Here is a 23,285-nt window from a genome sequence, read left to right as displayed (position 1 = left end):
CCCGCATGGCCTGCGCGGAAGAAATCCGGTCTGTCTGCCCGTATTGCGGTGTCGGTTGCGGCATCGTGATGGACGTGGAAGACCAGAAAATTGTCCGGGTGCGGGGCGATAGCGCGCACCCGGCCAATGGCGGTCGGCTCTGCACCAAAGGAAGCTCATGCGACAAGCCCGTTACCTCCGCCGCCCGACTGGACTGCGCTCTGCTTCGGCCCGACCGGGCTACGCCACCTGCTCCCGTTTCCATGGACACTGCTATTGGGGAAACAGCCAGACGGCTGAAGCATATTCTGGAGACAGATGGACCGGACGCCATTGCGCTTTACGTGTCCGGCCAGATGTCCATGGAGGCCCAGTATCTCGCCAATAAGCTGGTCAAAGGCTACCTCCGCACACGGCATATCGAGTCCAATTCCCGCCTGTGCATGGCCGCTGCTGGTACGGGCTATAAACTCTCCTTGGGGGCGGATGCCCCTCCCGGCTCTTACGAAGATTTTGACTGCACCAATCTGTTTTTCGTCATCGGGGCGAATATGGCAGATTGTCACCCCATCCTGTTCCTGCGCCTGATGGACCGTAAACGGGCCGGGGCAAAACTGATTGTGGTGGACCCACGCCGCACTGCCACAGCAGACAAAGCCGATCTCTTCCTGCAAATCCGCCCCGGCACAGACCTCGCGTTGCTTAATGGGCTACTGCATCTTCTGGTGGAAAATGGTGCGATTGATACGGACTTTATCGCAACCTGCACGACTGGCTGGGAGGAAATGTCCACTTTTCTGGCCGATTACACGCCAGAGCGTGTCGCCGCTCTGACGGGCCTTGCAGAGGAGGACATCCGAACCGCCGCCTGCTGGATTGCGGAAGCAGGTGAATGGCTCTCTTTGTGGACCATGGGGCTCAACCAGAGCACCTCCGGTGCCTGGCACACCAATGCCTTGTGCAATTTGCATCTGGCCACCGGAGCTATCTGCAAACCGGGGGCCGGACCATTCTCCCTCACCGGGCAGCCCAACGCCATGGGCGGGCGGGAAATGGGCTATATGGGCCCCGGCCTGCCCGGCCAGCGCAGCGCGCTCTCGGCTCAGGACCGCGCCTTTTGTGAACAGCAATGGCACCTACCCCCCGGCACCATCCGGGATGCGAACAGCGAGGGTGCAATCGCCCTGTTTCAGGATATGGCAGAAGGGCACATCAAAGCGTGCTGGATTATCTGCACCAATCCTGTCGCCACCGTACCCCGGCGCGGTAGAGTTCAGGCTGCACTTGAAAAAGCCGAGCTTGTCATTGTGCAGGATGCCTATGCGGATACGGAAACCGGCCCCTATGCCGATATCCTGCTCCCCGGTGCGCTGTGGGCGGAAAGCGATGGGGTGCAGGTTAATTCCGACCGCACCATGACCCTTGCCCGGCAGGCTGTGCCCCCTCCGGGCGAGGCCATGCCAGACTGGCAGATTATTGCCCGCGTGGCGTGCGCCATGGGGTTTGCGGAAGGGTTTTCTTTCACTTCCGCTGCGGAAGTTTTTGCAGAAGCCAGTCGTTTTGCAAACCCTGTAACGGGCTATGATATTTCCGGCATCAGCCATAGTCGTTTGAAAGACGGCCCCGTGCAATGGCCCGCCCCGGCAGGCGATACCGCGCCACGCCACCCCATCCGCTACCGCCCCAACCCGGACGCACCCCCAGTGTTTGCCACACCCACAGGGAAAGCGGTGTTCTTTGCCCGCCCATGGATGCCGCGGGAAGACGAACCGGATGAAGATTACCCCTTCCTGCTCAATACCGGCCGCCTGCAACATCAGTGGCACACGCTCACCAAGACAGGCCGGGTGGAGCAACTGAACAAACTCAACCCCGGTCCTTTTCTGGAACTGGCCCCCGATGACGCCAAACACCTTGGGATTGCCGAAAACGATACGGTTGAAATCCGCTCCCGCCGGGGGAGCGCCACACTTCCGGCTCGTATTTCCCGGCGTGTCGCCCCCGGCACCTGCTTTGCGCCCTTCCACTGGAATGACCGCTTTGGCGAGGTGCTCTGCATCAATGCCGTCACGCCGGATGCGATTGACCCCGTCTCTCTCCAGCCCGGCATCAAGCACTGCGCCGTCTCCCTGACCCGTGTTCAGACTGCCGCCCCTCCTGCTCAGGAAAGCACAGAGATCATGCCCACAGATCAGCTTGCCCGCCATCTGGGTCTGACACCACAGAAAGCGCCTGATTTTTCCGGGGAAAGCCTTGGTTGGCTCAGTGGTTTTCTGGATGGTCTGCGCATGGCTCCTCCAAAGGACAGCGTGCCTGTTGTGCCGGGAGCCGCCCCACTTTCTGACGCACAGAGGGCGCACCTCAACGGCCTGCTGGCGGGGCTGTATTCCCGCACCCCGGTAGCAGCGGCCCCCCTTCCTTCTACAGAAGCCACTGCTCCAACCCTCACTCTCTGGTGGGCTTCCCAGACCGGACGCACGGAGGCTCTGGCGGCACAAACTGCACTCTGGCTACGGGAAAACGGGCATCCGGTGCGTCTGGCCGAACTCAATGCGTGTGACCCGGCCACTCTTTCCGGCACGGCGTTGTTTCTTGTTTCCACCTTTGGCGATGGCGACCCACCGGATAGTGCTGCTCCGTTCTGGGAGGCCCTCAAAGAACAGGACCTCACCCTGCCAGCCCTCCGCTATGCGGTGCTGGCACTGGGGGATTCTTCTTACGCCAGCTTCTGCGGGTTTGGTCGCGCGCTGGATGAACGGCTGAGCGCACTTGGCGGCACACCGCTCCTGCCCCGCGTGGACTGTGAACCGGATTATGAGGACACCGTAGAAGAGTGGCGGCCCCGGCTTCTGGCAGTATTGGGTGGCCCCGCGCCGTCCGAAACCAGCCCTGCCCTGCTCGCCCCGGCTCTGGCCCCTGGCATCACCCGCACCACGCCGGCCCTGGCACGCCTCGCCAGCGTGACCCGCCTGACCGGTAATGACCCTGATAAGGAAACATGCCACATTACACTGGATCTTTCCGGCACAGGCGTAACTTATAAAGCAGGCGATGCGCTGGGCGTCTGGCCACGCAACAATGAGGACATTGTGCAACAGGTTCTGGCCGCCCTGCAGATGCCCGAAGAAACCATCCTGACGCTGCGCCACCACGGCCCCACCTCGCTGGGCGAAGCACTGCGTCGCTGGTTTGACCTCTCACGCCCATCCGCCAGACTGCTGGAACGACTGGGCCGCACGGAAAGCGGTTATTTGCCAGACCTTATCGCAACCCTTCCGGCCCCTGTGGCACCAGAGGATCTGCCCACGCTCTTCCGGCAGATGCAGCCGCGGCTTTATTCCATTTCCTCCTCCCCCACTGTCTGTCTGGACAGCGTGCATCTCACAGTGGGCGTCAACACCTCCCCTTATCCCGGCGTCTCGTCCACATGGCTGGCAGGACTAAAGGCTGGTGATACAGTGCCGGTGTTTGTACAGCCCACAACGCATTTCCATCTGCCTGCGGATGAGACCGTGCCCGTCATCATGGTGGGGCCGGGCACTGGCATTGCGCCCTTCCGAGCCTTTTTGCAGGAACGCTCAGCCCGAAAGGCCTCTGGCCCGAACTGGCTGTTCTTTGGGGAACGACATGAACGCACCGGTTTTTATTACCGTGAGGAACTGGAAGCCTTTATGGCCGAAGGCTGCCTGACACGGCTGGACACCGCGTTCTCGCGCGATCAGCCGGAGCGCATTTACGTGCAGGACCGCATGGAAGAGCATGGTGCCATACTTTGGGACTGGCTGAACCAAGGGGCTTATTTCTATATCTGTGGAGATGCCGCCCGCATGGCGCGGGATGTTGACAGCGCCCTGAAAAAAATTATTGCACGACATGGATCAATGACAAGCGAGCAGGCAGACGCTTTTATAACCGACCTTACCCGCAGTGGCCGTTATCTGCGGGACGTGTATTGAACGAAAGGAGGACAGGCTGCATGAAAGTCCTTCTGGCTGATGAAAACTCTCACCGTGCCGGCGCACTGGCCCGTCTTCTGGAAGCCGAGGCAACGCTGGACGTTATTCTGGTAGAAGATGACACCAGCCTGATTGATGCCGTGCGCCGCCATGCCCCGGATATTGTGCTGGTGGACATTAGCCGTGCCGACCGCGATGCGCTGGACAGTGTCCGCGCCCTTTCCGCCTCCGGGCTGGAACGGCCTGTGGCCCTGTTTGTGGACGAAGATGACGAAAGCCTGATGGAAGACGCCTTTGCGGCCGGGGTCTGTTCCTACAATGTGCTGGATGCGCCGGTTACAAACGTCAAACCCCTGCTGCGCGCCGCCATTGCGCTCTATCGTCGCTTTCGGAATACCAATGCGGAACTTGAGGCCGCCAGAAAGACACTTTCCGAACGTGAGACCATAGACCGCGCCAAGTTCCTGTTTATGAAGCAGGAGCGCTGTAAGGAAGATGAAGCCTATCGCTGGTTCCGCAAACAGGCGATGCAGCAGGCACGAAAAATTATTGATGTTGCCACAGATTATCTTGCTCACCAGAACAGGAACCCGAAACAATGATCACCACCTGCCGCATTGGCCTGCTGCAACTGGCGGATAGTGCCCCTGTGCTTGTGGCCCGCAGCATGGGTATTTTTAGCCGCCACGGGCTGGATGTTGAGGCCGTGGTCGTGCCCTCTTGGGCCAATATTGCGGACGGGCTGGTGTGGAACGGGCTGGATGGCGCGCTGATGTTTCCCCCGCTGGCCATTATGACCGCTCTTGGCCAGCGGGGGCGAGCTATTGGCCTGCGCCCGGGTTTTCCGGTCAGCCGTGGCGGCAACACAATTGTGCTGCGCGGTCAAAAAGTTGATCATACAGAATGGACGGCGCAGGCCGATAAACACCGGGCTTTTGAAAACTGGAAAAACACTTTAGGCCGCAAGCCGCGTCTTGGTGTCGTTCATCTCTACTCCACACACTATCTGATTTTGTCACGCTTTCTAAAAAATCTGTCCGTTTGCCGGGATACAGAAACCGAGATTGTCATCATGCCGCCAGCCCGCATGATTCAGGCCCTCGCGGCTGGTGAGATTGACGGGTTTTGCGCAGGGCCACCATGGGGAGCAGATGCACACCTCAAGGGGCTGGCATTTATTGTCGCAGGCTCTGCCTCTCTTGCGCCAGGCCACCTGGAAAAAATGCTGGTTTTGAAAGAAATATGGAAAAGCCAGAACCCGGACGGCCCGGCCCGTATGCATGCGGCACTCACCGAAGCCATTGCCCTGTGTCATGATCCGGCACACGCGCAGGACATTACGCATCTGCTCAGCAGGCCTCTCGACGCCAACGGGCTGGGCCTGCCGGAAGAGGCTGTCAAAGCCGTCATGCCAGGCTCCCGCGCCATGGCCGATACCATGATGTTTGGCGGCCAGAACGGCCAGACGGGCGCCGCCTGTGGCTGGATGATTGAGGATATGCAAAATGAGGGCTGGCTGCCCGCACCCATGCTGGAAACCCTGCGTACCCTTGGCTGGTATGACTGCTAATAAATTCCTGCGCGTGCCCATAATACTGTGAGTGCATGCGCTGAGGGACTGTCCTTATTTTGACCGTCTTTTTGTCAGAACTGAAATAAAAAGACAATTCTCATTTTTGTGCATCCCAGAGCCAGAAATCTGTGCTTAAAAACGACTCTCAAATAGATCGTTTGTTTTTCATCATGTCATTTCTGATCCTATGAAATGAGGTGATGCGCAGCTTTCTACGTTTTGTTACTGGATGCCCGCCATGTCTTCTGCTTTTTCTACTCTGCGAGAACAGATAAAGGAAACTCGCAAGAAGACGATGGAACAACTCTGCGGCGTTACCCTGCATGGTGACCTGCAGGAACGATATGTCGACTGGAGGCTTCCTCTCCCCCTGAGCAGGAAGCGCCAGCAGCGTCTGGACATTATCCGCAACGCGGGCGTTCTGTTTATTCATGTGCCCAAAAATGCCGGGACAGCCATCTCCAAGGAGCTTTATGGCTGTAGCATGCGCCATGAAAGCATCCGCTACTACCAGAGACATGCGCCAGACGTTGTGCGCACCATGCCCAGCTTTGCCTTGTGGCGGGACCCGGTTGAACGCTTCCTGTCCTCTTATGATTTCATCCGGAACGGGGGTGGCAGCCATGTCAGCCTGCATCCCGGCTTTGCAGAACACTATGCAGATTTAACCACTCTGGACCGCATGATTGAGTATGTGGACGGTACAACCTCAATCTATCAGCTGGACCATGTGCTGCGCCCGCAACACTGGTATCTGACCGACCGCCACGGCGACATAGCCGTCAAAATGCTGTTTGATCTCAAGGATATTGACCGGATCTATCCTTTTGTCCCCGGCCTGCATGCGGGCGAGATCAAGAAGATTAACACCACGCAACGCTTCACCACAGATCTTCGCCCCCTCCAGAAAGAGAAAATCATGGATCTCTATAAGGAGGATTACAAAATTCGGCAGGCCATTTTACCCGTTGATATGCTGCCCGAAAAATACTGTTCCCCTCAGAAAATCAGCATGCAGCGCAGTCCATCTGCCAGTTTCTATCCAGCCCTTAACACCAGCCTCTGATTGCTCACCCGTAAAGCACGGCAGATTTGTGGCAGCCGTGCAGTCGGAAGGCGGCCTCGCGCAAATATGATCGATTTTTTCATGTCATTTATCCTATAATATTTATCGTATATTCCTATTATTTTTCACATTTGACATATTATATTTATTTACTACTTTCCCCCTTTTAGTAAAAAAAAATCCTCTTATGTTTTCCCCTAGACAGGCGAGAGAGTCTTTTTCTCCCGCTCTGCATAAAGGGTTTTGTAATGATGAAAAAAGCTATTCTCCTCGCCGCTGCTCTGGGTGTTGTGGCTCCGGCTCTGTCTCACGCTGAAGAACACAGACACCACCACAACCAGAACAGCGACAACGGCAATTCTGACAACCAGAATAGCAACGACGGTGACGAAAACGGCAACCGCCGTCATGGTGGTGAGCATCGCGGTCATCGCGACAACTCTTCCAACTCTGATAACCAGAACAACCAGGGTGACAACCAGAATGGTGGTGAGCACCGCCATGGGGGCAACCACCGTGGTGAAGGCCGTGACAGCAACCGTGACGGTGGCCAGAACAACGGCGACAACCAGAACTAATCTGGTTCTGACCGCATGAAACAGAAAGGCACTTCCCCGGAAGTGCCTTTTTGCATGCTCTCCGGTTTTTCCCTTGCGTTCCTTTATAAAAGCAGCGTCTTAATAGACGGATACATGAGGCCTGACTGATACGAGAACAGCACATTTGTCTTCACATCCCACTTCCTCCTCGCCGACACGCTCCGACGCGCACGCAGCCATGACAGACACCCCGCAGGCTATCCATATCCTGATTGTGGAAGATGACCCCGAAATTTGCGGGTTATTGCAGCGCTACCTTCAGCGACTGGGGTATGAGGTCTCCACCGCCCTCAACCGCGCCGGCATTGATGCCGCAGAAAAGCGCCGTCCTGTAGATCTCACCCTGCTCGACCTCATGTTGCCGGAAGAAGACGGGCGCACTTTGTGCAAGCATCTGCGCCAGACATCCGCCACGCGCATCATCATGGTCAGCGCGCTGAATGATATTCATGACCGTATTTCCGGGCTGGATCTGGGCGCAGATGACTATGTCTCCAAACCGTTTGATCTGGAAGAACTGGCCGCCCGCATCCGGGCCGTGCTGAGACGCGCCCAGCCCGAAGCCGCCCAGCCGGAAACTCAGGGCGTTCAGCACTATCGCTTCGATAACTGGTTGTTTGAACCCGCCAAGCGCGCGCTATACGGCAAGACTGGCATCCGCGTGGCTCTGACTGGGTCAGAAACAGATTTGCTGTTGACCTTCTGCCAGAACGCCCACCATGTCTTTAACCGGACCGAACTTCTGGCCCGGATTCATGGGGATGAGAAAAACGTGGACCCCCGCGCCATTGACCTGCTGATCAGCCGCCTGCGCCGCAAGCTGTCGCATGAAGGACGACAACTGGAACTGATCCGCACCATTCGCGGGGGCGGCTATATTTTCGACCCTGACGACAGCACCCCATGAAGACATTTCCACGGCTCTACCCCCGCACCATCTATGGCCAGATGGTCATGCTGGTGTCCGTGTGCATGTTCCTCACACTCAGCATTACGTCTTTTCTACTCTATGCGTTTCGGCCTCTGGTGCCGCCACTACCGGGCGGCCCATGGACAAATATTCTGGCGATTGAAACCGGCATTGAAGCACTGCAAGCTGCGCCACCTCAGATCCGCGAGGCCATTGCCCAGAAAATATCCAGCAATGACATCACGTTTCTTGTTGGCCAGCCTGCCCCCTGTGTGGCGGTGCCGACCGACCACATCACGGATTTTCTGCAACGCATGCTGGTGTATCGGGGCAATCTGACCCGCCACGCCCTGCGCGCCAAAAGCTGTGCCCCGCATGATGCCGGAATGCCAGTATCCTATCTGTATCTGCCCCACGATAACATCAGTGTTCTGATCTCCAACACCCCCAACCATCACCTTGGCCACATGCTGCGCTGGACCATGCCGCTCACGGTGTCTCTGGTATCCTTGCTGACCATCACGCTCTCTCTCACATTCTGGAGCATCTGGCATATCAGCCGGCCTTTGCGAAACATTGCCACGCAGGCCGATGCGTTTGGATATGACATTGCCCCGGACCCTCTGCCTGAGCATGGCCCAACAGAGGTGCGGCGACTGACGCATGCCTTCAACCGCATGCAGGCGCGGATTGCAGCCTCGGCCGAAGAACGCACGCGGATGCTGATTGCCATTGGGCATGATCTGCGCACGCCTCTTACCCGCCTGTTCATGCGGCTGGAACTGGGCGGTGAGGAAGCCTCCCCCGCCGCCATGAAGCATGACCTCACGCTCATGAAAAAAATGCTGAACGGGGCACTCCATTTTCTGCGGGAGCAGACAGACGCCGAAAAGGCGGAAGCGATTGACCTCGCCTCCCTGCTGGAAAGCCTGTGCCACGAGTTTAATGTGGTGGGCCATACCATTCACTATACCGGCCCTACGCAGTTGATCTGCATCTGTCAGACCACAGCGCTGGAACGGGCCATGAGTAATCTGATTGAAAATGGCCTGAAATATGGGACAGAAGTCACAATCAGCCTGCGCACAGAAGGACGCCGCGCCCTGATTGACATCAGCGATAACGGCCCCGGCATTCCGGCTAATCTTCTGGCCTCAGCGCGCCTGCCCTTTTACCGGCTGGACCCGGCCCGTGCGTCCGATGGCGGGCTGGGACTGGGACTCTCCATTGCCGATGCCATTATCACCCGCCACAATGGTCAGCTTTCCCTCAGCAATATTGAGCCGCATGGCCTGCGCGCCCATATCTCGCTGCCACTCGGCACCCTTCCTGCCTCCTGATGAAGGCCGGAAGGGTGGAGCTGATTTTCAGACCGCCCCAACATCCTTCACCGCCGCATCAGCCTGCCCCTTCACCCAGTAGCCCGATGCCTTGATCCATTGCAGCGGCACTTTGCGGCTTTCCAGAAGATACTGGCGCACAGCTTTTGCGACGCGGGCTTCTGCCCCTACCCAGACAAAGGTTCCGTCTTCTATCGTGAGTAAGTCGAGGGTTTTCAGGATATCCTGCGCCTGATCTGCTGCATCCATAGGACGATGCACCCAATACGCGCTGTGCCGGGCTGACGTGGTGAAAATCTGCTCATCCTCACCATTTGGCACAGCAACGACCGTTGTCACAGCGGCCTGCGCGGGTAGTTCCTCTACACGGCGCCCAATGGCAGGCAGAGCGGTTTCATCCCCAATCAGCAGCCAGCGCGCAACCGGCCCGGCAATAACCTGTGACCCTTTGGGGCCACCAATTTCCAGTGTATCGCCCACCTGCGCTGCCCGCGCCCAGGCCGCTGCGGGCCCTCCATCATGATTGACAAAATCCAGAACCAGCGTGCGCTTTTCCGGATCATACTGGCGGGGCGTGTAATCACGACGTGTCATAACGCCATCCAGACCGGGAATGGAGATCTTGATATGGTCATCGGGTGAGGCGCTCACAAACCCTTCCAGATCATCACCTGTCAGGGTGATACGGATCATATGCGGGGTCAGGCGCGTAACGTCTGCCACACGCAGGCTGCGCAGCCGGAGCTCGTGTCGCACACGCTGGATTTCAGGAGCGCGGCCTTCGTATCCTGAGACTTGAGTCGTCGTCATGATTTCTTCCTTACTCTCTATAAAATGGAAGCTGCCCTGCTATCACAGCGCAATTAGTGTTTTAAGATATAGTTTATGATATATATCCCGTCAAGCACATCCCATCACGACAGGGGCTGGGCACAAACTGACCTCGCAGTTGTCCACTCCAGATTTTCAGGAAAAAAGGGGGGACAGACCATCAGATATAGTCGGACGGTCTGACTCTCCTCACCATACGACAAGGAGACATCCGGACGGCCCCTCGTCCCGTCCGGCTGAAGGTTATTTCTGCGGTGTCGGTGTCACTGTTGCTGGTGTCGCAGGAACAATCGTCGGAATTGTCTGCTGCCCTTGAACAGACGTTGCGGAAGACCCTGCCGTCGGAGTTACAGCCAGAACCTTCACCGGAAGCTCTGCGCCAGTCACGCCCGTAGGTGTTGTAGAGGCTGCGCCGGAAATGTTCCCTGTGGTGGGGGCCGGCACGCCAGAGACAACGGCCTTTTTGTCAGGCTGCGGTTGTATGAAGGCTGATGTTTTCCAGAAATTGGGCGGTGAACCACTTGGCACAGCGCGACGGACACACCCGCGCACAACGCTGGAGCAGACCCCATCTGTGCCGACCAGCATGTCATCATCGCCGCTATAATAAACATCCCGGACCCGACCATCGACGATGCGGAAATCGGCAATACAGCTATTGCCATCCCCACCCCCGACATCTCTGACAATATTTACAACAGACTGTACCGGGATCAATGTAGAGGTCGTCGCTGTGCCAATATTGCGGCCACGCTGATATTCAAAAATTTTGACGTGATCATCGATGGTCTGCGTCTTGGTTGGAATACCTGCGCACGCCTGCACATCCTGTTCCGTCATACCAATCATCGTGACCTGCGCCTTATGCGCTGTGCGAGACGCATAATACCCGCATCCGCCCAGACCAAGCAGCATGGAACTCATAGAAACATACACAACAGACCTGGCGACACGGCGCATAACAACAGGGTTAGTCAGGAACAACGTCATCTCCATTTCGACCTCAGAATGCAAGATCTAACGAATTTTCTGCCCCCTGCCAACCTGAACACAGAGCATACAAGACCATCTTTTACTTCTGACACAGGCGAAAAACTTTTTTCTTCCTGTTAAACCCTGAGCGTCAGACCTTGATATTTCCACTCTCAGAATTTTGAAAATATACTCTTCTACGAATAGTCTTTTAAAACCGAACCATGCTGACAAATCCTTTTATTTTCTAAAATTTCTTTGGAAAAGACCAGATCGATCAGGCAAACCTTATTCCCTCTGAGATCAGCTTTCTGTTTTCAGAAACAGCACTCCTGTCATACGTGCATAAAAGAAGTTTTAACGTCTTCCTTGTATTCTGCCGACAATACAAAGAACTGCGCGCGTTACGTTATAACACGTTAAAAATACTGTCTCGTTCTTAATATTCTATGAAAATTTTATGAAGAATTGTGCCATCACCGCGTCCCCGTTTTCCATACATGGAGCATTGCTTGACAAACCTTCCTCCGGACGATCATCTGGATACGGTCAATTTGAATATTTTTAAGATGAAAAAATAAGTTTCCATTCTGAAAGGACTTTGTTGTGCACTTAAATCGCTTTCTTCTGGCTGGCACCTGTCTTCTGGCAGGTCTGAGCCTTACCCCCTTAATATCCAGCAGTCAGGCTGCCTCCACACACACCGCCAGCAAACCCGGCGCAATGACCGCCTCATCTCCCCTCCCCGCAGCATTAAGCCTGCCGGATGCGGGGCGCGCTCTGCGCATCACCTATCTGTCCACCAACGGGATTACCGGTAAAGGACTGGTTCCGGTAACAGAGGAAATTATTCTGCCCGCTGGTAAGGCCCCTCCGGGTGGCTGGCCGATTGTGGCATGGGCGCATGGCACGACGGGCGTTGCGAACCATTGCGCACCCTCCTGCAACCCGTGGTCCGAGCGTAATCGCAAGTATCTGTCTGCATGGATGAAGCGCGGCTTTGCAGTGGTCGGCACCGATTATCAGGGTTACGGCACACAGAACACTCATGCGTATCTCAACACGCGCGTGGAAGCTTACAGCGTGCTGGATGGCGTGCGTGCGGCACTGGGTTCCGTTCCCGGCCTGCAAAACAAGATCATGATTGTTGGCCAGTCTCAGGGTGGCGGTGCGGCCTTTGCCTCTGCGTCTTACGCACCAGACTATGCACCAGACCTGAATATTCGCGGAACTGTGGCAACAGGCGTGCCCTATGTGTCACAGGAACTGCTCCAGCAGATGTCTGCCTCTGGCGCGCATGAAACAGGCTTCAACCCGGTTGTTGTTTACACGCTTTATCTGGCGCAGGGACTAAGCGGGTATGATCCCGACTTCAAACCCGAAACCGTGTTTACCGACAAAGCCATGCCGGCTTATCAGGCCGCGGCTGATCTCTGCGTCTATCCGCTAACAGATAAAGCGCGGACCGAAGGCCTGAATTTCAGCAACGCCCTCAAACCCGGTTATCAGAACGCTCTGGCCCCTGCGCTGACCGCGATGGCTTATCCGACCATGAAGCTGAAGCAGCCGCTCTTTGTCGGCACCGGTGAGGTTGATCAGGACGTGCCGCCGCCGCTTCAGCTTGGTCTGGTCAAAGCCGCATGTGCGGCCGGAACGGTTGTGCAGGCGCATATTTATAAAGGCCTGAATCATGATCAGACAGTCAATGCATCCCTGCCAGATTCAGAAGCTTTTACAAAAGCTGTCATGTCCGACCAGCCGCTGACCCCGCAATGCACACCAACACCTGAATAAAAACAGACCCAGACTGTGTGGCAGGGATACACATCCCTGCCACATGTCTTGCGGGTTCAGGCTTATGCCTTAAACGCGGCGGTGCGTTCCGGGCTGGCTTCAGCCAAAGCTTTGCGCACACCGGCCGCATCAAAATCCCCGCAATAGACCGGCGTTCCGGGTTGCTGACGCCAGGACTCTGCAAGGCTTCCGGCATCCACCGGGTCAAACCCCAGTTGATCAACGAGCGCCATCACCAGCTTTTTCGCAGTGGCATCATCCCCGGCAACTGGCAACGCAATACGTCCGGCAGCCCCATGCGGCTTTCCGTTTTCCAGAAGATGCTGTGCGTAGATGTTATTAAAGACCTTGATGACCGATCGGCCAATCTGCCCGGACATCCACACGCTTTCCGGCATCCCCTCTTCTATCGCAGCAATCCGCCCATCACGCTCACGCGGGTAGTAATTGCCGGTGTCTACGATCACAACATCCGCAGGAACATGTTCAAAGACGGACCGCCCCAATACCGGAATGTTCTTTTCCGGGATAGTGACAATAATCAGCCCGACATCCTTGACGGCATCCGCAACCGTGACAGCTTTTGCCCCGCTCTCACGTGCCAGATCCGCTAAGGTTTCTGGCCCGCGTGAATTGGCAATTTTGACCTCATGCCCAACTGCCGTCAGCCTGCGGGCCAGTGTGCCGCCAATATGGCCGGCGCCAATAATACCGATTTTCATGCCTCTGGCTCCTTCTGTTCTGAACAACCTTTTTTAAATATGGGATGCGTTTGCGCTCAGAACAGAGGGAGAGTGTTAAACCGCCAGATTACAGGTCTATCCGCATCCGGCCCCCCACCATACGCGGCGTGCCCGGCACACCAAAAATACCATTCAGCCCTGTTTCCCGCGTGATGTCATAACGGCGGTCAATAATGTTATTGGCATACGCGCTGACGGACCATTTATTGCTCCGGGGCGCAAAGGTCAGACCAACATCCATCAGAAAATAAGCCGGCATCTTGTAGAGCGTATTGCCGGGAATATTTTGCTGCGCCCCCCGATAGCTGTATTCAAGATAAGGTGTCAGCGTCCAGTCTTTCCCAAGCCCTGCCTTGTAGGAAGCTGAGCCCTGCAAGGTGAGTTTGGGAATGCCCATATCCACGCCATTGAAGCTCTTGTAATACGGGCTCAACACACCTGTTTTGATATAGTGTGATGTAATAGCTGCGGTATCCAGCGTATTGAAATCCTGATAATTGCCGCGCTCATACCCAAGATGCTGGTGGAGGAGCAGACCGGGAATGGGATTAGCATCAATCTCCATTTCCACACCCCAGATCCGGCTTTTGGGGATATTCATATATTGCCCGACCACCCCGTAATTCGGGACAAGCGCAAGCCCCACCATTTGCTGGCCGTGATAATCATACCAGAAGGCATCTGTATTGATACGCAGCTTGTGATGAAAATAGTCGGATTTGAAACCCACTTCATACGCCAGCAGAGATTCCGGTTTAGTTGGCGTCAACTGAGATGCCACAACCGTATTATTGGCCGTAAACCCGCCCGGTTTAAACCCTTTGCGGATGGAGCCATACAACATCAGGTTATCCAGGGCCTGATATTCAATGCCACCCATCCCTGAAAACTGGTTGGTGAGCGCCCCGCGTCGGCCATACCGTGTGTCAAACGGTGTGGGGTAAAGCGGTGTGTTGTAGCGCAGGGTTTGCATGTTGAAGAGCGTGCGGTCATCCGACTCATGCGTAATTCCGGCTAGCAGGTGCAGGCGTTTTGTTGCCTCAAACCGCAAATGCCCGTACTGGCTGAAGGCCTGCTGGTTCTGGTTGTAACTGGTCCGCTGAATATACGGGCGGGTGCCGGACTGCGTATAATCGTTAAACAACGAGGTATGCATGGTTGTGCGGTCATAATACATACCCACAACCCACTGGAAGCGCTTCTGCGAAGGGCGTGACGCCAGCTTGACCTCCTGAGAGAACAGGTTGGCGTTTGTATTGACGTTCACATCATAAATCGCGTAGCGCGTGCCATCCATGTCCATCAGATTATGAACATACATCTGCTGGAAAGCACTGGTTGACGTCAGATCCGCAAAGTCGAAATGCCGCGTGGCATTGATGCCAGCTCCCCAGAACGTATTATCGTAAGATGGTTTGGAATTGCTGGAATAGCCAATGGTTTTCAGGAATTCCGGACGGAACCCCCATGCTGTATCCCGGTTGTTGGCATAGGTCGGGGTCCCGCGGGAGAGATCCTGAATATTATAGGCCCCCATAGCCTGCGAATTATCCTTGATCCAGTTACCACTGAACACAACATCCGTTTTGTCATCCGGCTGCCATGCGACTTTGGCACGAATCCCCCCTTTATTGGCATTACCAAGGGTCTTTCCCGTATCAATATTTTTCTGAAACCCGCCGCCTTGCTGGGTGAAGCCGGCAATACGATATTGCAGGTTGGATGTGAGCGGCCCCGAAACATACAGGTTGGTAATACTGCGGTTATAGGTCGCAATATCTTCCGATGCACCATAATGCAACGTTTTGGTCGGGTCCGCCGTTTTCAGATTAATTTCACCCGCTGTAACCGTCTGACCATGCGTAAAACCGGACGGACCTGTGCTGACATCCACACCAGCCAGATCAAACAACGCAGCCCCGGCCATATAGCCAATTGGCAAACCGACCCCATCCACATAGGTCATGACGGACGGTGTGTTGTTGGACGTAAAATCGTTCAGCCCCACACCGCGCAAGGTAAAGTTTACACTGGAACTGTTACCCTGCGGTTGCACCGTCAGATCCGGGGCCAGATTCATCAGACCTTTTACGTCCGTCACCTGATGCCGGGCCAGTGTGGTGGCATCAATATGCGTGACAGAAACGCCACGGTGCTGCATTGCCCCCTGCCCGAACGCATTGCGGGCACGGCTGACAGTCAATTCTTCCGACTGTCCATAAACAGGCCCACGCTTTTTGCTGCGGACTGCGGCAGGTGCAGCATGACCGCGCGGTGCTGTTTTAACATGCTGCGCAGCCGAGGGCGTTGGCGTTGCCGCCAGTGCTTTTTGCACATCCGCTATCATGGAGAGTACCAGCGCACTCGTGCAGAATAGAAGAGTGTTTTTATATCGTAACATTTTCAACCTCCGCAGTCTCTCTCATCAGGGTTCAGGCGATGCATCATTCTCGTTGAGGCATCTCTCAGTGTTTGTTTTAGAAAGTCTCTTGTAACAAAATACGATTTGTAATTTGTTGTTAATTAACCGGAACGATATAAATACAGTTTTGCCCACACCAGAGTCTTTTAACCCGGAATATTTTTGGGAAAATTTTGTGCAGAACGGTCCTGAAGCGGAAGTCTGTCAAACCCCAGACAGACTTCCCTAAAGTGTTTTTCAGGCTAAAGTCAGCTCTTCTTTATCATCAGGATATTTTGTCAGAATTTCATACCCTGCTTCCGTAACCAGCACTGTATCGGAATGGCGGAAACCGGCTTTACCACTGATGTAAATACCCGGTTCAATACTGAACAACATGCCCGGCTGAATCACGTTGTCTTCACCAATCGCCAGGAAAGGCGCTTCGTGACTGGTGACACCAAAGCTATGCCCCGTACGATGCAATGGTGTGTCATAGCCAGCCTTTTTCGCAATCGCCAGGCAGGCAGCATCAATGTCTGAACCAACCGCACCCGGTTTCAGCATGGAATACGCCTTATGACGCATTTCCATCATGGTATCGAAGGGCTTGCGTGCCTCTTCAGGAACATGTTCCAGAAAGAACGTCCGCTCAATCTCTGCGCCATAGCCGTTAATTTTCCCTGCAATCAGCCCGAGAAACGGGCCACCCGGCTCGCACGGAGCCGTCAGGCAGGAGAAGTTGTGAGGGTCATCCGTATAGGCTGGCGGCTGGATCAGCCCGGCAGCGTGCGTGGACATCACGTTATAATTCGGCGCTTCCGTCAGGCAACGCTGATAAAAATACGGCGTAACACCTGCAATGGCATGCGCCACCATCGTGCCGTTTTTGACCGCGCCCAGCATCATGGCCAGCGCCTGTGTCATCACATCACTGGTCCAGGCAATGCGGGAAATTTCATGCGGGGACTTAACTTCCCGCACGGCGTCAATAATATTCAGAACCTGCGTCGGGTTGCTGACCATGGCGCTCAGATACGCAGGACATGCGCCCTCAAGGCCAATGGTACCCTGTGCTGGCAGCACATGCTTCAGGCGGTCAGACCAGCGCGTGCCGGGCAATGCGGGAAACTCTGCATACTCCACCAGCTGGAGTTCATCCCCCACCTTGTGGCGCTCCACATGCGCTCTTTCCAGACGAGGAATAATGAACGTCAGATCTGACGGCGTGATGACCAGTACAAATGGCCGCTCATGCACGAAGTTTGCAAAGTTTGTCAGGTAATAAATGTTATCGGGGTTGAACGAGATGTAAGCAGACAAACCTGCCTTTTCCATCTTCTCCCGAACCTTTTTGATCCGTTCGGCAATTTCCTGACTGGAAACCTGATGAGCACTCAAAGATGGCATCGTCACGTTATACCCTTTCTGGCGTTCAGACCGCCCTTCCCTCAGGAAGGCCGCCCCGGAAGCTTGTATAACAAACAATACGTCCTACTTGTTTATGAGTCGTCAAGACATTTATTGGCTTTCTGCCGTCAGGTTGTTTCTTTGACGATCTTCAGCAGTTCCGCCCGGGAAAACCCGCACCAGATCTGATACGCCTCTTGCAGATCACTCAGGGGGGTGCCCCGCGCGATCTCAATAGCGACACCCCGCAGGAACGTTGAGTTAAGCAGACGCAGCGTGACAAACTTCGGGTCCGGCTGGCCATGCTGCCTGCCGGAAAGCCAGCGTGTCATAAACTGATCAATGCGGGCCAGCACAGGCTCAGTGGCCGCTGCCAGCTCCGGGTCACTCCGCCGGGCGAGCTCAATTTCCACTGTGGCGATAAAATCCGGGCCCTCTGTCACCAAAGTCCACATGGCGTCCAGCATGGCGTCTACCCGCTGTTCCGGCTGGCTTTTACGCCGCATGGCAGGCCGATAAAGCCGTGTGCGCTTGAGGGCATAATGCCGCAGCACCATGGCCATAATCTGGGCCTTGGCCGGATAATGATGCTGCAACGCCCCCAGACTGACGCCGGCCACTTTGGCAATGCGCTGGATAGTGGTGGCGGCATATCCCTGTGTTTGTAGCAGAGTGACGGTCGCGTGAATGATTTTTGTCCGTGTGGCCGCACTGCGGTCAGCCTGTGTGCGACGGCGTACCGTGGTTGAAGATGCTGGCATACGGAACAGATCACTCAGTTGCGGCAAGGGGCCCAGGTTAAAATGTGCTTTTACAGACACTTCTGCCCGGAAGGAATCCCCTTCCCACGCATGACGCCGAATTGAGAACGGGATCAGACCGCCTGCGCCCTCAATGCCCCTCCTGCTCCATATAGAATTCAATGGGCACCGTCAGCACTACCGGATTGCCCACCACACTGTCGGGCGGACTGGGCAGCGGCTCCGCACGGCGCACCAGCGCCAGAGCTTCCTGATCCAGCAGAGTATGGCCTGAACCACGCTGGATATGGGCTGAGAGCACATGCCCGTGGCGGTCCATGGCAAAATGCAGCATGGGCACACCTTCCTGATGGTCCGCCATAGCCTCCGCCGGGTAGCGTTTATACCGCTCAAGCCGGGCCAGAAGTGCCCCCTGCCATGTTGCCGGGCTTTGGGACGCGTGCGAGGACGATGCTCCCGGCGCAGGCGCGGCCTGATTTAAAGCCGGAGGCGCTTCCGCCGCGGGTGGGGCTGTTGTCTGGTCCGCAGGCGGTGTTTTGTCCGGCACAGGCTTTTTTAAGACAGGGGCGGGTTTGGATTTTTTCACAACCTTATGCTGCTTTTCCGGTTTAGGCACCGGAACAGGCGGATTGGGTGCGGGAGATGGAGGCGCGGAAACCTTGGGCGGCTCTTCCGGCGCGGGGGCTGGGGTGGAAAGGGTTTGCTGCGGACCGGGCGGCACATCGGAAACGGGTGCTGGCGTGGAAACGGGTTCGGGGGCCAGATCAATCGCGATCGCGGCGGGAGGCGGTTCGGAAACCGGGAGTTCCGCAGGCGGAAGACGCAGAACGGCCCCCACCACACCACCAGTTACAGCCAGCACCACCAGCAGAGAAACACCCCAGCGGCGCTGCTCTTCCTTCCGCGCGCTGCGCAGTTGTTCCGCACGCCAGGCGGCAAAGGCCCCTGAATGTGCAGTGGTCACTCCGCTCCCATCAGTCAGGGTCGCACTCATGGAGCCGCCCCGGCTTCGGCCCCTTCCTCCTGCCCTTGCAGGTTGACCAGAGCGACCTTGAGATAGCCGGCAGAGCGGAGCTTATCCATCACGCTCATCAGCGTGCCATAATCCACCGTTTTGTCAGCACGCAGGAAAATACGCTGGTCCTTGTTCCCTTTTGTCACAGTAGCGAGTGCGGACGGCAGGGCTTCTGCCGCAACATCCTCTTCCCCCACCGCAAGGCCGTGGTCGGCTTTAACGGTCAGGAACACCGGATCATCCGGGCGGGGGGCTGGTTTTTCGGTTGAGGAAGGCAGATCGACCGGCACATTTACCGTCGTCAACGGGGCCGTGACCATGAAAATGACCAGCAACACCAGCATGACATCAATAAACGGTGTGACGTTGATCTCATGCGCTTCTTTCAGCGTCTCGTCCGCATGCCGGATACGAATGGCCATCTGCGCCCCCTATTCCGCCACGGCCTGATGGTCACGCTGACTAAAGCGCACCACTGTGCCCCGCGCCCGCTGGGCACGCAGACGCCCCAGATCCCGCGAGACCAGACGCATGATAAGCGACGTAATATCCGCCACCTGTGCACGGCACCCGGCAGACTGGCGCGCCAGATGGTTGTAGATAATAACAGCAGGAATAGCAGCCACCAGCCCCAGCGCCGTTGCCAGAAGGGCCTCGGCAATGCCGGGAGCTACAACCGCCAGACTGGTCGCTTTAGCCGCAGCAATACCGGTGAAGGAGGACATGATCCCCCACACCGTACCAAACAGACCAATAAACGGAGACGTCGCGCCGATGGTGGCCAGAAGGCCTGTGCCACGTAGCAGTCGGCGGCCTTCTGCGGCTTCCAGCCGCTCCAGATGCAGGACGATACGCTCTTTCAGCCCGTCCTCATCATCCGGGATATCGACAGAGCGCATCCGCTCCGTTTCCGCCGCCACGACAAGAGTGCGGGCAATACGGCAGTCCTGCGTGAGAACCTCGCCCCGTTCCAGCGTTTCCGCCTGCTCCAGATTGTCTTCAGCCTGAGAAAGTTCGCGCCGCAAACGGACAATTTCCACAGTTTTTGCAATCAGGATTGTCCATGTCACCAGACTGGCAAAAGCCAGCAGCAGCATCACACAGCGCACAACCGGGCCTGCGTTCAAAAACATCTCCCATGGAGAAAGAGAGACAGCATTCACGAGGGAAACGGGTGATGAAGGCATGAAAAATCCTGCGCGTTTACAACGATGTCAGGCGGGAAACCACGCAGAAAGCGGCCGCATAACGGCTTTTCCTGCGGGGACAATCAGGCCAGCGATAACAAGGCCTCCACCATCATGCAAGTGAGAATCACTATCATATAGAGAAAAATCTACCCCCGCATAAAATGTGGCAAAGCCTGTTGCCGCACGGCACATGGAGGTCCGGCTGCGGGACCCGATATAACTTATTGAAATATTGTATATTTTCAATTTCGGTTTAAGAGTCTCACTTTTTTGTGCCCCTCTCTCCCCTGTGGCGGCTGCGCCACACACCGGGAAAACGCCCCATTTAGTTATTGATAATCATTTGCATCTTAGCATCGGACCTCATATCAAAAGCCCGCATTCCTTACTTCCACCATACGAACCGGCAGCATGGTTCATCAGGAGCACGACGCATGAGTCGCACAGAGTTGCCCCTTCCGCCATCACAGGGCATTGGCCTTCAGCTTGCTGTTGCTTTGGGTGTGTCCGTCGGGCTGGGCGCTACAGAACAAGCCCACGCAGACGACACGACGCAGCCCCCTCAGCCCGCCACGACCGACACCACCATCAAGCTGCCAGCGGTGCGTGTGGGTGGCCATCATGATGATTCTGACGCAGCGTCTTACAGTGCTGGCAATACCAACAGCCAGACACTCAATATTTCCCGTATGCCCGGCTCCGTGCGCGATACGCCGCAGACCATTACGGTTGTGCCGCAGGAGCTGATGAAGCAGCAGCGGGCCTTCACGCTGGATCAGGCGCTGAGCAACGTGCCCGGCATCACACTCTCCACCGGGGAAGGCGCAGGCGGCCTGAACGGGGACCAGTTCCGCATCCGTGGCCTGCAGGCGCGGCAGGATATCTATACGGACGGCCTGCGGGATTTTGGCACCTACACCCGCGATGTGTTCAATACGGACAGCGTGGAAGTTATCAAGGGGCCATCAGGCGAGTATTTTGGGGCGGGGAACGTCGGCGGCGTAATCAACCAGACCCAGAAACATGCGCATCTGGGAAATTCCTATAATTACGATCAGTCTTTTGGCAGTGGCCCACTGTTCCGTGGTGTTGGGGACATCAACTACCAGATCAATGATGACATGGCCATTCGTGTGAACGGCATGTTCAACAAGCAGGATGTGGTGGACCGGAATAATGTCACCTCCAACCGCTACGGCGCGGCGGTGGACTTTGGCGTCGGGCTGCGCAGCAAAACCTCCTGGCATCTAACGTGGCAGTGGCTGAACAGTGACAGTAAACCGGATTATGGCGTCAGCATGATTCAGGTGAACGGCATTTACCGCCCGATCACGGAATATGGTGTGCCCCGCAACACCAGCTACACCCGCAACTTTGACTTTGACCGCTCCAACATCCACACGCTGACTTCCGCCCTTAAGTCAGAAGTCTCCCGCTGGCTGACCATCACCAACGATACACGGCTCAGCCTGTATAACCGTGACTACACTGCCACAACGCCTGCCGCCTGCTCCGGCGCATGCGCAAACGCCATCCTTTCCGGCCAGAACTATGCCCTACCCTATGGCGCAGGGGGTGGTGCGGCGTATCGTCAGGAAGGCTGGGGTGTGCAAAACATCCTGATGGGACGGTCTCAATTCAAGACCGGCTTCATGCATCATGACATCAAGGCAGGTGTTGATATCAACTACGCCAGTGACTCTCGCTGGCCGGGCAGCTTTACCAACCGCAACAACAACCAGACCATTATCAATCCCAGCTATAACTCCCCCGGCACGTCTCTCAGCTTCCCGGATTCCGGGTATGGCAATGCAAACGCGCGTGATCTGGGCCTCTTCTTTGCGGACCGGATCCAGCTGACCAAGCAGCTCTCCCTGTTCGGCACAGGCCGCTGGGATTCTTTCAGCAGCACCTATTACAAACGCTCAACAGCAGCGCAGGGGCGCGCCGAGCAGAAGTCTGATCGCTGGAGCCCCTCCGCCAGCATCATGTATTCCCCCGTTAAAAACACCTCCTTCTACTTCACCTTTGCCCGGTCCTATAAGCCGGTGGGCACGGACGTTTCCTCTCTGGTGACCGTCAAACCGCAGGCCGGGGACGTCGCGCAGAAGGGTGTGAATCTTTCCCCGCAGCGGAGCGACCTGTTTGAAGTCGGGAACAAGTCTGATTTCTTCCACAAACGCCTTGGCACCACGGTTGCGTTCTTCCAGATCAGCGAAAACAATTCCCGCTACTATGACGTGAATGGCGATATGGAAACCGGTTTTTCCGACTCTGGTAGCGGGCGCCGTGTCCGCGGTGTCGAGCTGAGTGCGACCGGCAAGATCACGCAGGACTGGCAGGTTTTTGCCTCCTATTCCTACATGGACGGCATTGTGACGCACAGCACCACCGGGGACAATGGCAAGACGGCACCGCAGGTTCCGCATAACTCCATGTCGGTCTGGAGCTCCTATGACCTCTCCCGCCTGATCCTGAACCCCGAATGGGGCACACTGAAAATTGGCGGTGGGGCACAGTATTCTTCCGCTTACTGGGCCGGTCCGGATACGACAAATACAGCCCGTATTCCGCATAACTTCGTGCTGAACGGCATGCTGTCATGGGATTTCAAGCATTACCGTGTATCCTTTAACGCCAACAACATTACCAACCGCCTGAACTATTCTTCCTCCTTCTCCGGCTCCCGCGTGGTTCCGGCGTCCGGGCGGTATTTCATCGGCAACGTTGGGGTGTCGTTCTAAC

18 protein-coding genes are annotated in these 23,285 nt (G+C 56.2%); 9 read left to right on the top strand and 9 right to left on the bottom strand.

The annotated features are described in order from the left end of the window. Positions 1-5: 5 nt before the first annotated feature. From HK23_RS07925 to HK23_RS07895, 7 genes are all read left to right on the top strand, one after another. A complete protein-coding gene (locus HK23_RS07925; protein WP_086653551.1) occupies positions 6-3,935 on the top strand; it encodes a bifunctional nitrate reductase/sulfite reductase flavoprotein subunit alpha in 3,930 nt (1,309 codons plus the stop codon). Between the two features lie 20 nt (positions 3,936-3,955). After that, a complete protein-coding gene (locus tag HK23_RS07920) occupies positions 3,956-4,537 on the top strand; it encodes an ANTAR domain-containing response regulator (RefSeq protein WP_086653550.1) in 582 nt (193 codons plus the stop codon). Further along, positions 4,534-5,505 (top strand): ABC transporter substrate-binding protein, encoded by a 972-nt coding sequence (locus HK23_RS07915; RefSeq protein WP_086653549.1) that lies wholly within the window; start codon positions 4,534-4,536, stop codon positions 5,503-5,505. The genes HK23_RS07920 and HK23_RS07915 overlap by 4 nt, the downstream gene beginning before the upstream one ends. Positions 5,506-5,746: 241 nt before the next feature. Continuing rightward, positions 5,747-6,574: a sulfotransferase family 2 domain-containing protein gene (locus HK23_RS07910; protein ID WP_143217515.1), complete on the top strand. Its 828-nt coding sequence runs from the start codon at positions 5,747-5,749 to the stop codon at positions 6,572-6,574. Positions 6,575-6,822: 248 nt separating this feature from the next. Then, positions 6,823-7,152 carry a hypothetical protein gene (locus HK23_RS07905; RefSeq protein ID WP_086653547.1) on the top strand — a complete coding sequence of 110 codons (330 nt, stop codon included), beginning with the start codon at positions 6,823-6,825 and terminating at the stop codon, positions 7,150-7,152. Between the two features lie 199 nt (positions 7,153-7,351). Further along, entirely contained in the window at positions 7,352-8,080 is a 729-nt protein-coding gene (locus tag HK23_RS07900; RefSeq protein ID WP_086653546.1) for a response regulator transcription factor, read from the top strand. Next, positions 8,077-9,423: an ATP-binding protein gene (locus HK23_RS07895; RefSeq protein ID WP_256940112.1), complete on the top strand. Its 1,347-nt coding sequence runs from the start codon at positions 8,077-8,079 to the stop codon at positions 9,421-9,423. Before HK23_RS07900 ends, HK23_RS07895 begins: the two co-directional genes overlap by 4 nt. A gap of 27 nt (positions 9,424-9,450) precedes the next feature. Here HK23_RS07895 and HK23_RS07890 read toward each other — a convergent pair whose 3' ends face one another. Beyond that, complete coding sequence (locus tag HK23_RS07890; RefSeq protein WP_086653545.1) at positions 9,451-10,233, bottom strand: siderophore-interacting protein; 783 nt, start codon at positions 10,231-10,233, stop codon at positions 9,451-9,453. A gap of 264 nt (positions 10,234-10,497) precedes the next feature. Next, positions 10,498-11,178, bottom strand: coding sequence for a hypothetical protein (locus HK23_RS07885; protein WP_143217514.1), 681 nt, complete (start codon positions 11,176-11,178; stop codon positions 10,498-10,500). A 654-nt stretch (positions 11,179-11,832) separates the two neighbouring features. Here HK23_RS07885 and HK23_RS07880 point away from each other — a divergent pair. Continuing rightward, positions 11,833-13,020 carry a lipase family protein gene (locus tag HK23_RS07880; protein WP_086653543.1) on the top strand — a complete coding sequence of 396 codons (1,188 nt, stop codon included), beginning with the start codon at positions 11,833-11,835 and terminating at the stop codon, positions 13,018-13,020. Between the two features lie 62 nt (positions 13,021-13,082). On the opposite strand, the gene HK23_RS07875 is transcribed toward HK23_RS07880, so the two are convergent. From HK23_RS07875 to exbB, 7 genes are all read right to left on the bottom strand, one after another. Beyond that, positions 13,083-13,769 carry an NADPH-dependent F420 reductase gene (locus HK23_RS07875; protein WP_306300685.1) on the bottom strand — a complete coding sequence of 229 codons (687 nt, stop codon included), beginning with the start codon at positions 13,767-13,769 and terminating at the stop codon, positions 13,083-13,085. 61 nt (positions 13,770-13,830) lie between these two features. After that, positions 13,831-16,164: a TonB-dependent receptor gene (locus HK23_RS07870; RefSeq protein ID WP_086653541.1), complete on the bottom strand. Its 2,334-nt coding sequence runs from the start codon at positions 16,162-16,164 to the stop codon at positions 13,831-13,833. A 258-nt stretch (positions 16,165-16,422) separates the two neighbouring features. Next, complete coding sequence (locus HK23_RS07865; RefSeq protein ID WP_256940116.1) at positions 16,423-17,574, bottom strand: M24 family metallopeptidase; 1,152 nt, start codon at positions 17,572-17,574, stop codon at positions 16,423-16,425. Between the two features lie 128 nt (positions 17,575-17,702). After that, entirely contained in the window at positions 17,703-18,335 is a 633-nt protein-coding gene (locus HK23_RS07860) for a TetR/AcrR family transcriptional regulator (protein WP_086653568.1), read from the bottom strand. A gap of 130 nt (positions 18,336-18,465) precedes the next feature. Next, positions 18,466-19,329, bottom strand: a complete 864-nt coding sequence (locus tag HK23_RS07855) for an energy transducer TonB (RefSeq protein ID WP_086653540.1) — start codon at positions 19,327-19,329, stop codon at positions 18,466-18,468. Continuing rightward, complete coding sequence (exbD, locus tag HK23_RS07850; RefSeq protein WP_086653539.1) at positions 19,326-19,772, bottom strand: TonB system transport protein ExbD; 447 nt, start codon at positions 19,770-19,772, stop codon at positions 19,326-19,328. The genes HK23_RS07855 and exbD overlap by 4 nt, the downstream gene beginning before the upstream one ends. Positions 19,773-19,781: 9 nt before the next feature. Beyond that, positions 19,782-20,537, bottom strand: a complete 756-nt coding sequence (exbB, locus tag HK23_RS07845; RefSeq protein ID WP_086653538.1) for a tonB-system energizer ExbB — start codon at positions 20,535-20,537, stop codon at positions 19,782-19,784. A gap of 437 nt (positions 20,538-20,974) precedes the next feature. On the opposite strand from exbB, the gene HK23_RS07840 reads away from it, so the two are divergent. Then, positions 20,975-23,284 carry a TonB-dependent receptor gene (locus HK23_RS07840; RefSeq protein ID WP_086653537.1) on the top strand — a complete coding sequence of 770 codons (2,310 nt, stop codon included), beginning with the start codon at positions 20,975-20,977 and terminating at the stop codon, positions 23,282-23,284. Position 23,285 lies beyond the last annotated feature (1 nt).

The sequence above is a fragment of the Acetobacter malorum genome (assembly GCF_002153605.1).
Taxonomy (GTDB): Bacteria; Pseudomonadota; Alphaproteobacteria; order Acetobacterales; family Acetobacteraceae; genus Acetobacter; species Acetobacter malorum_A.
The sequence above is the reverse complement of the archived record's forward strand: the minus strand, read 5'-3'. Positions and strand labels throughout refer to the sequence as shown.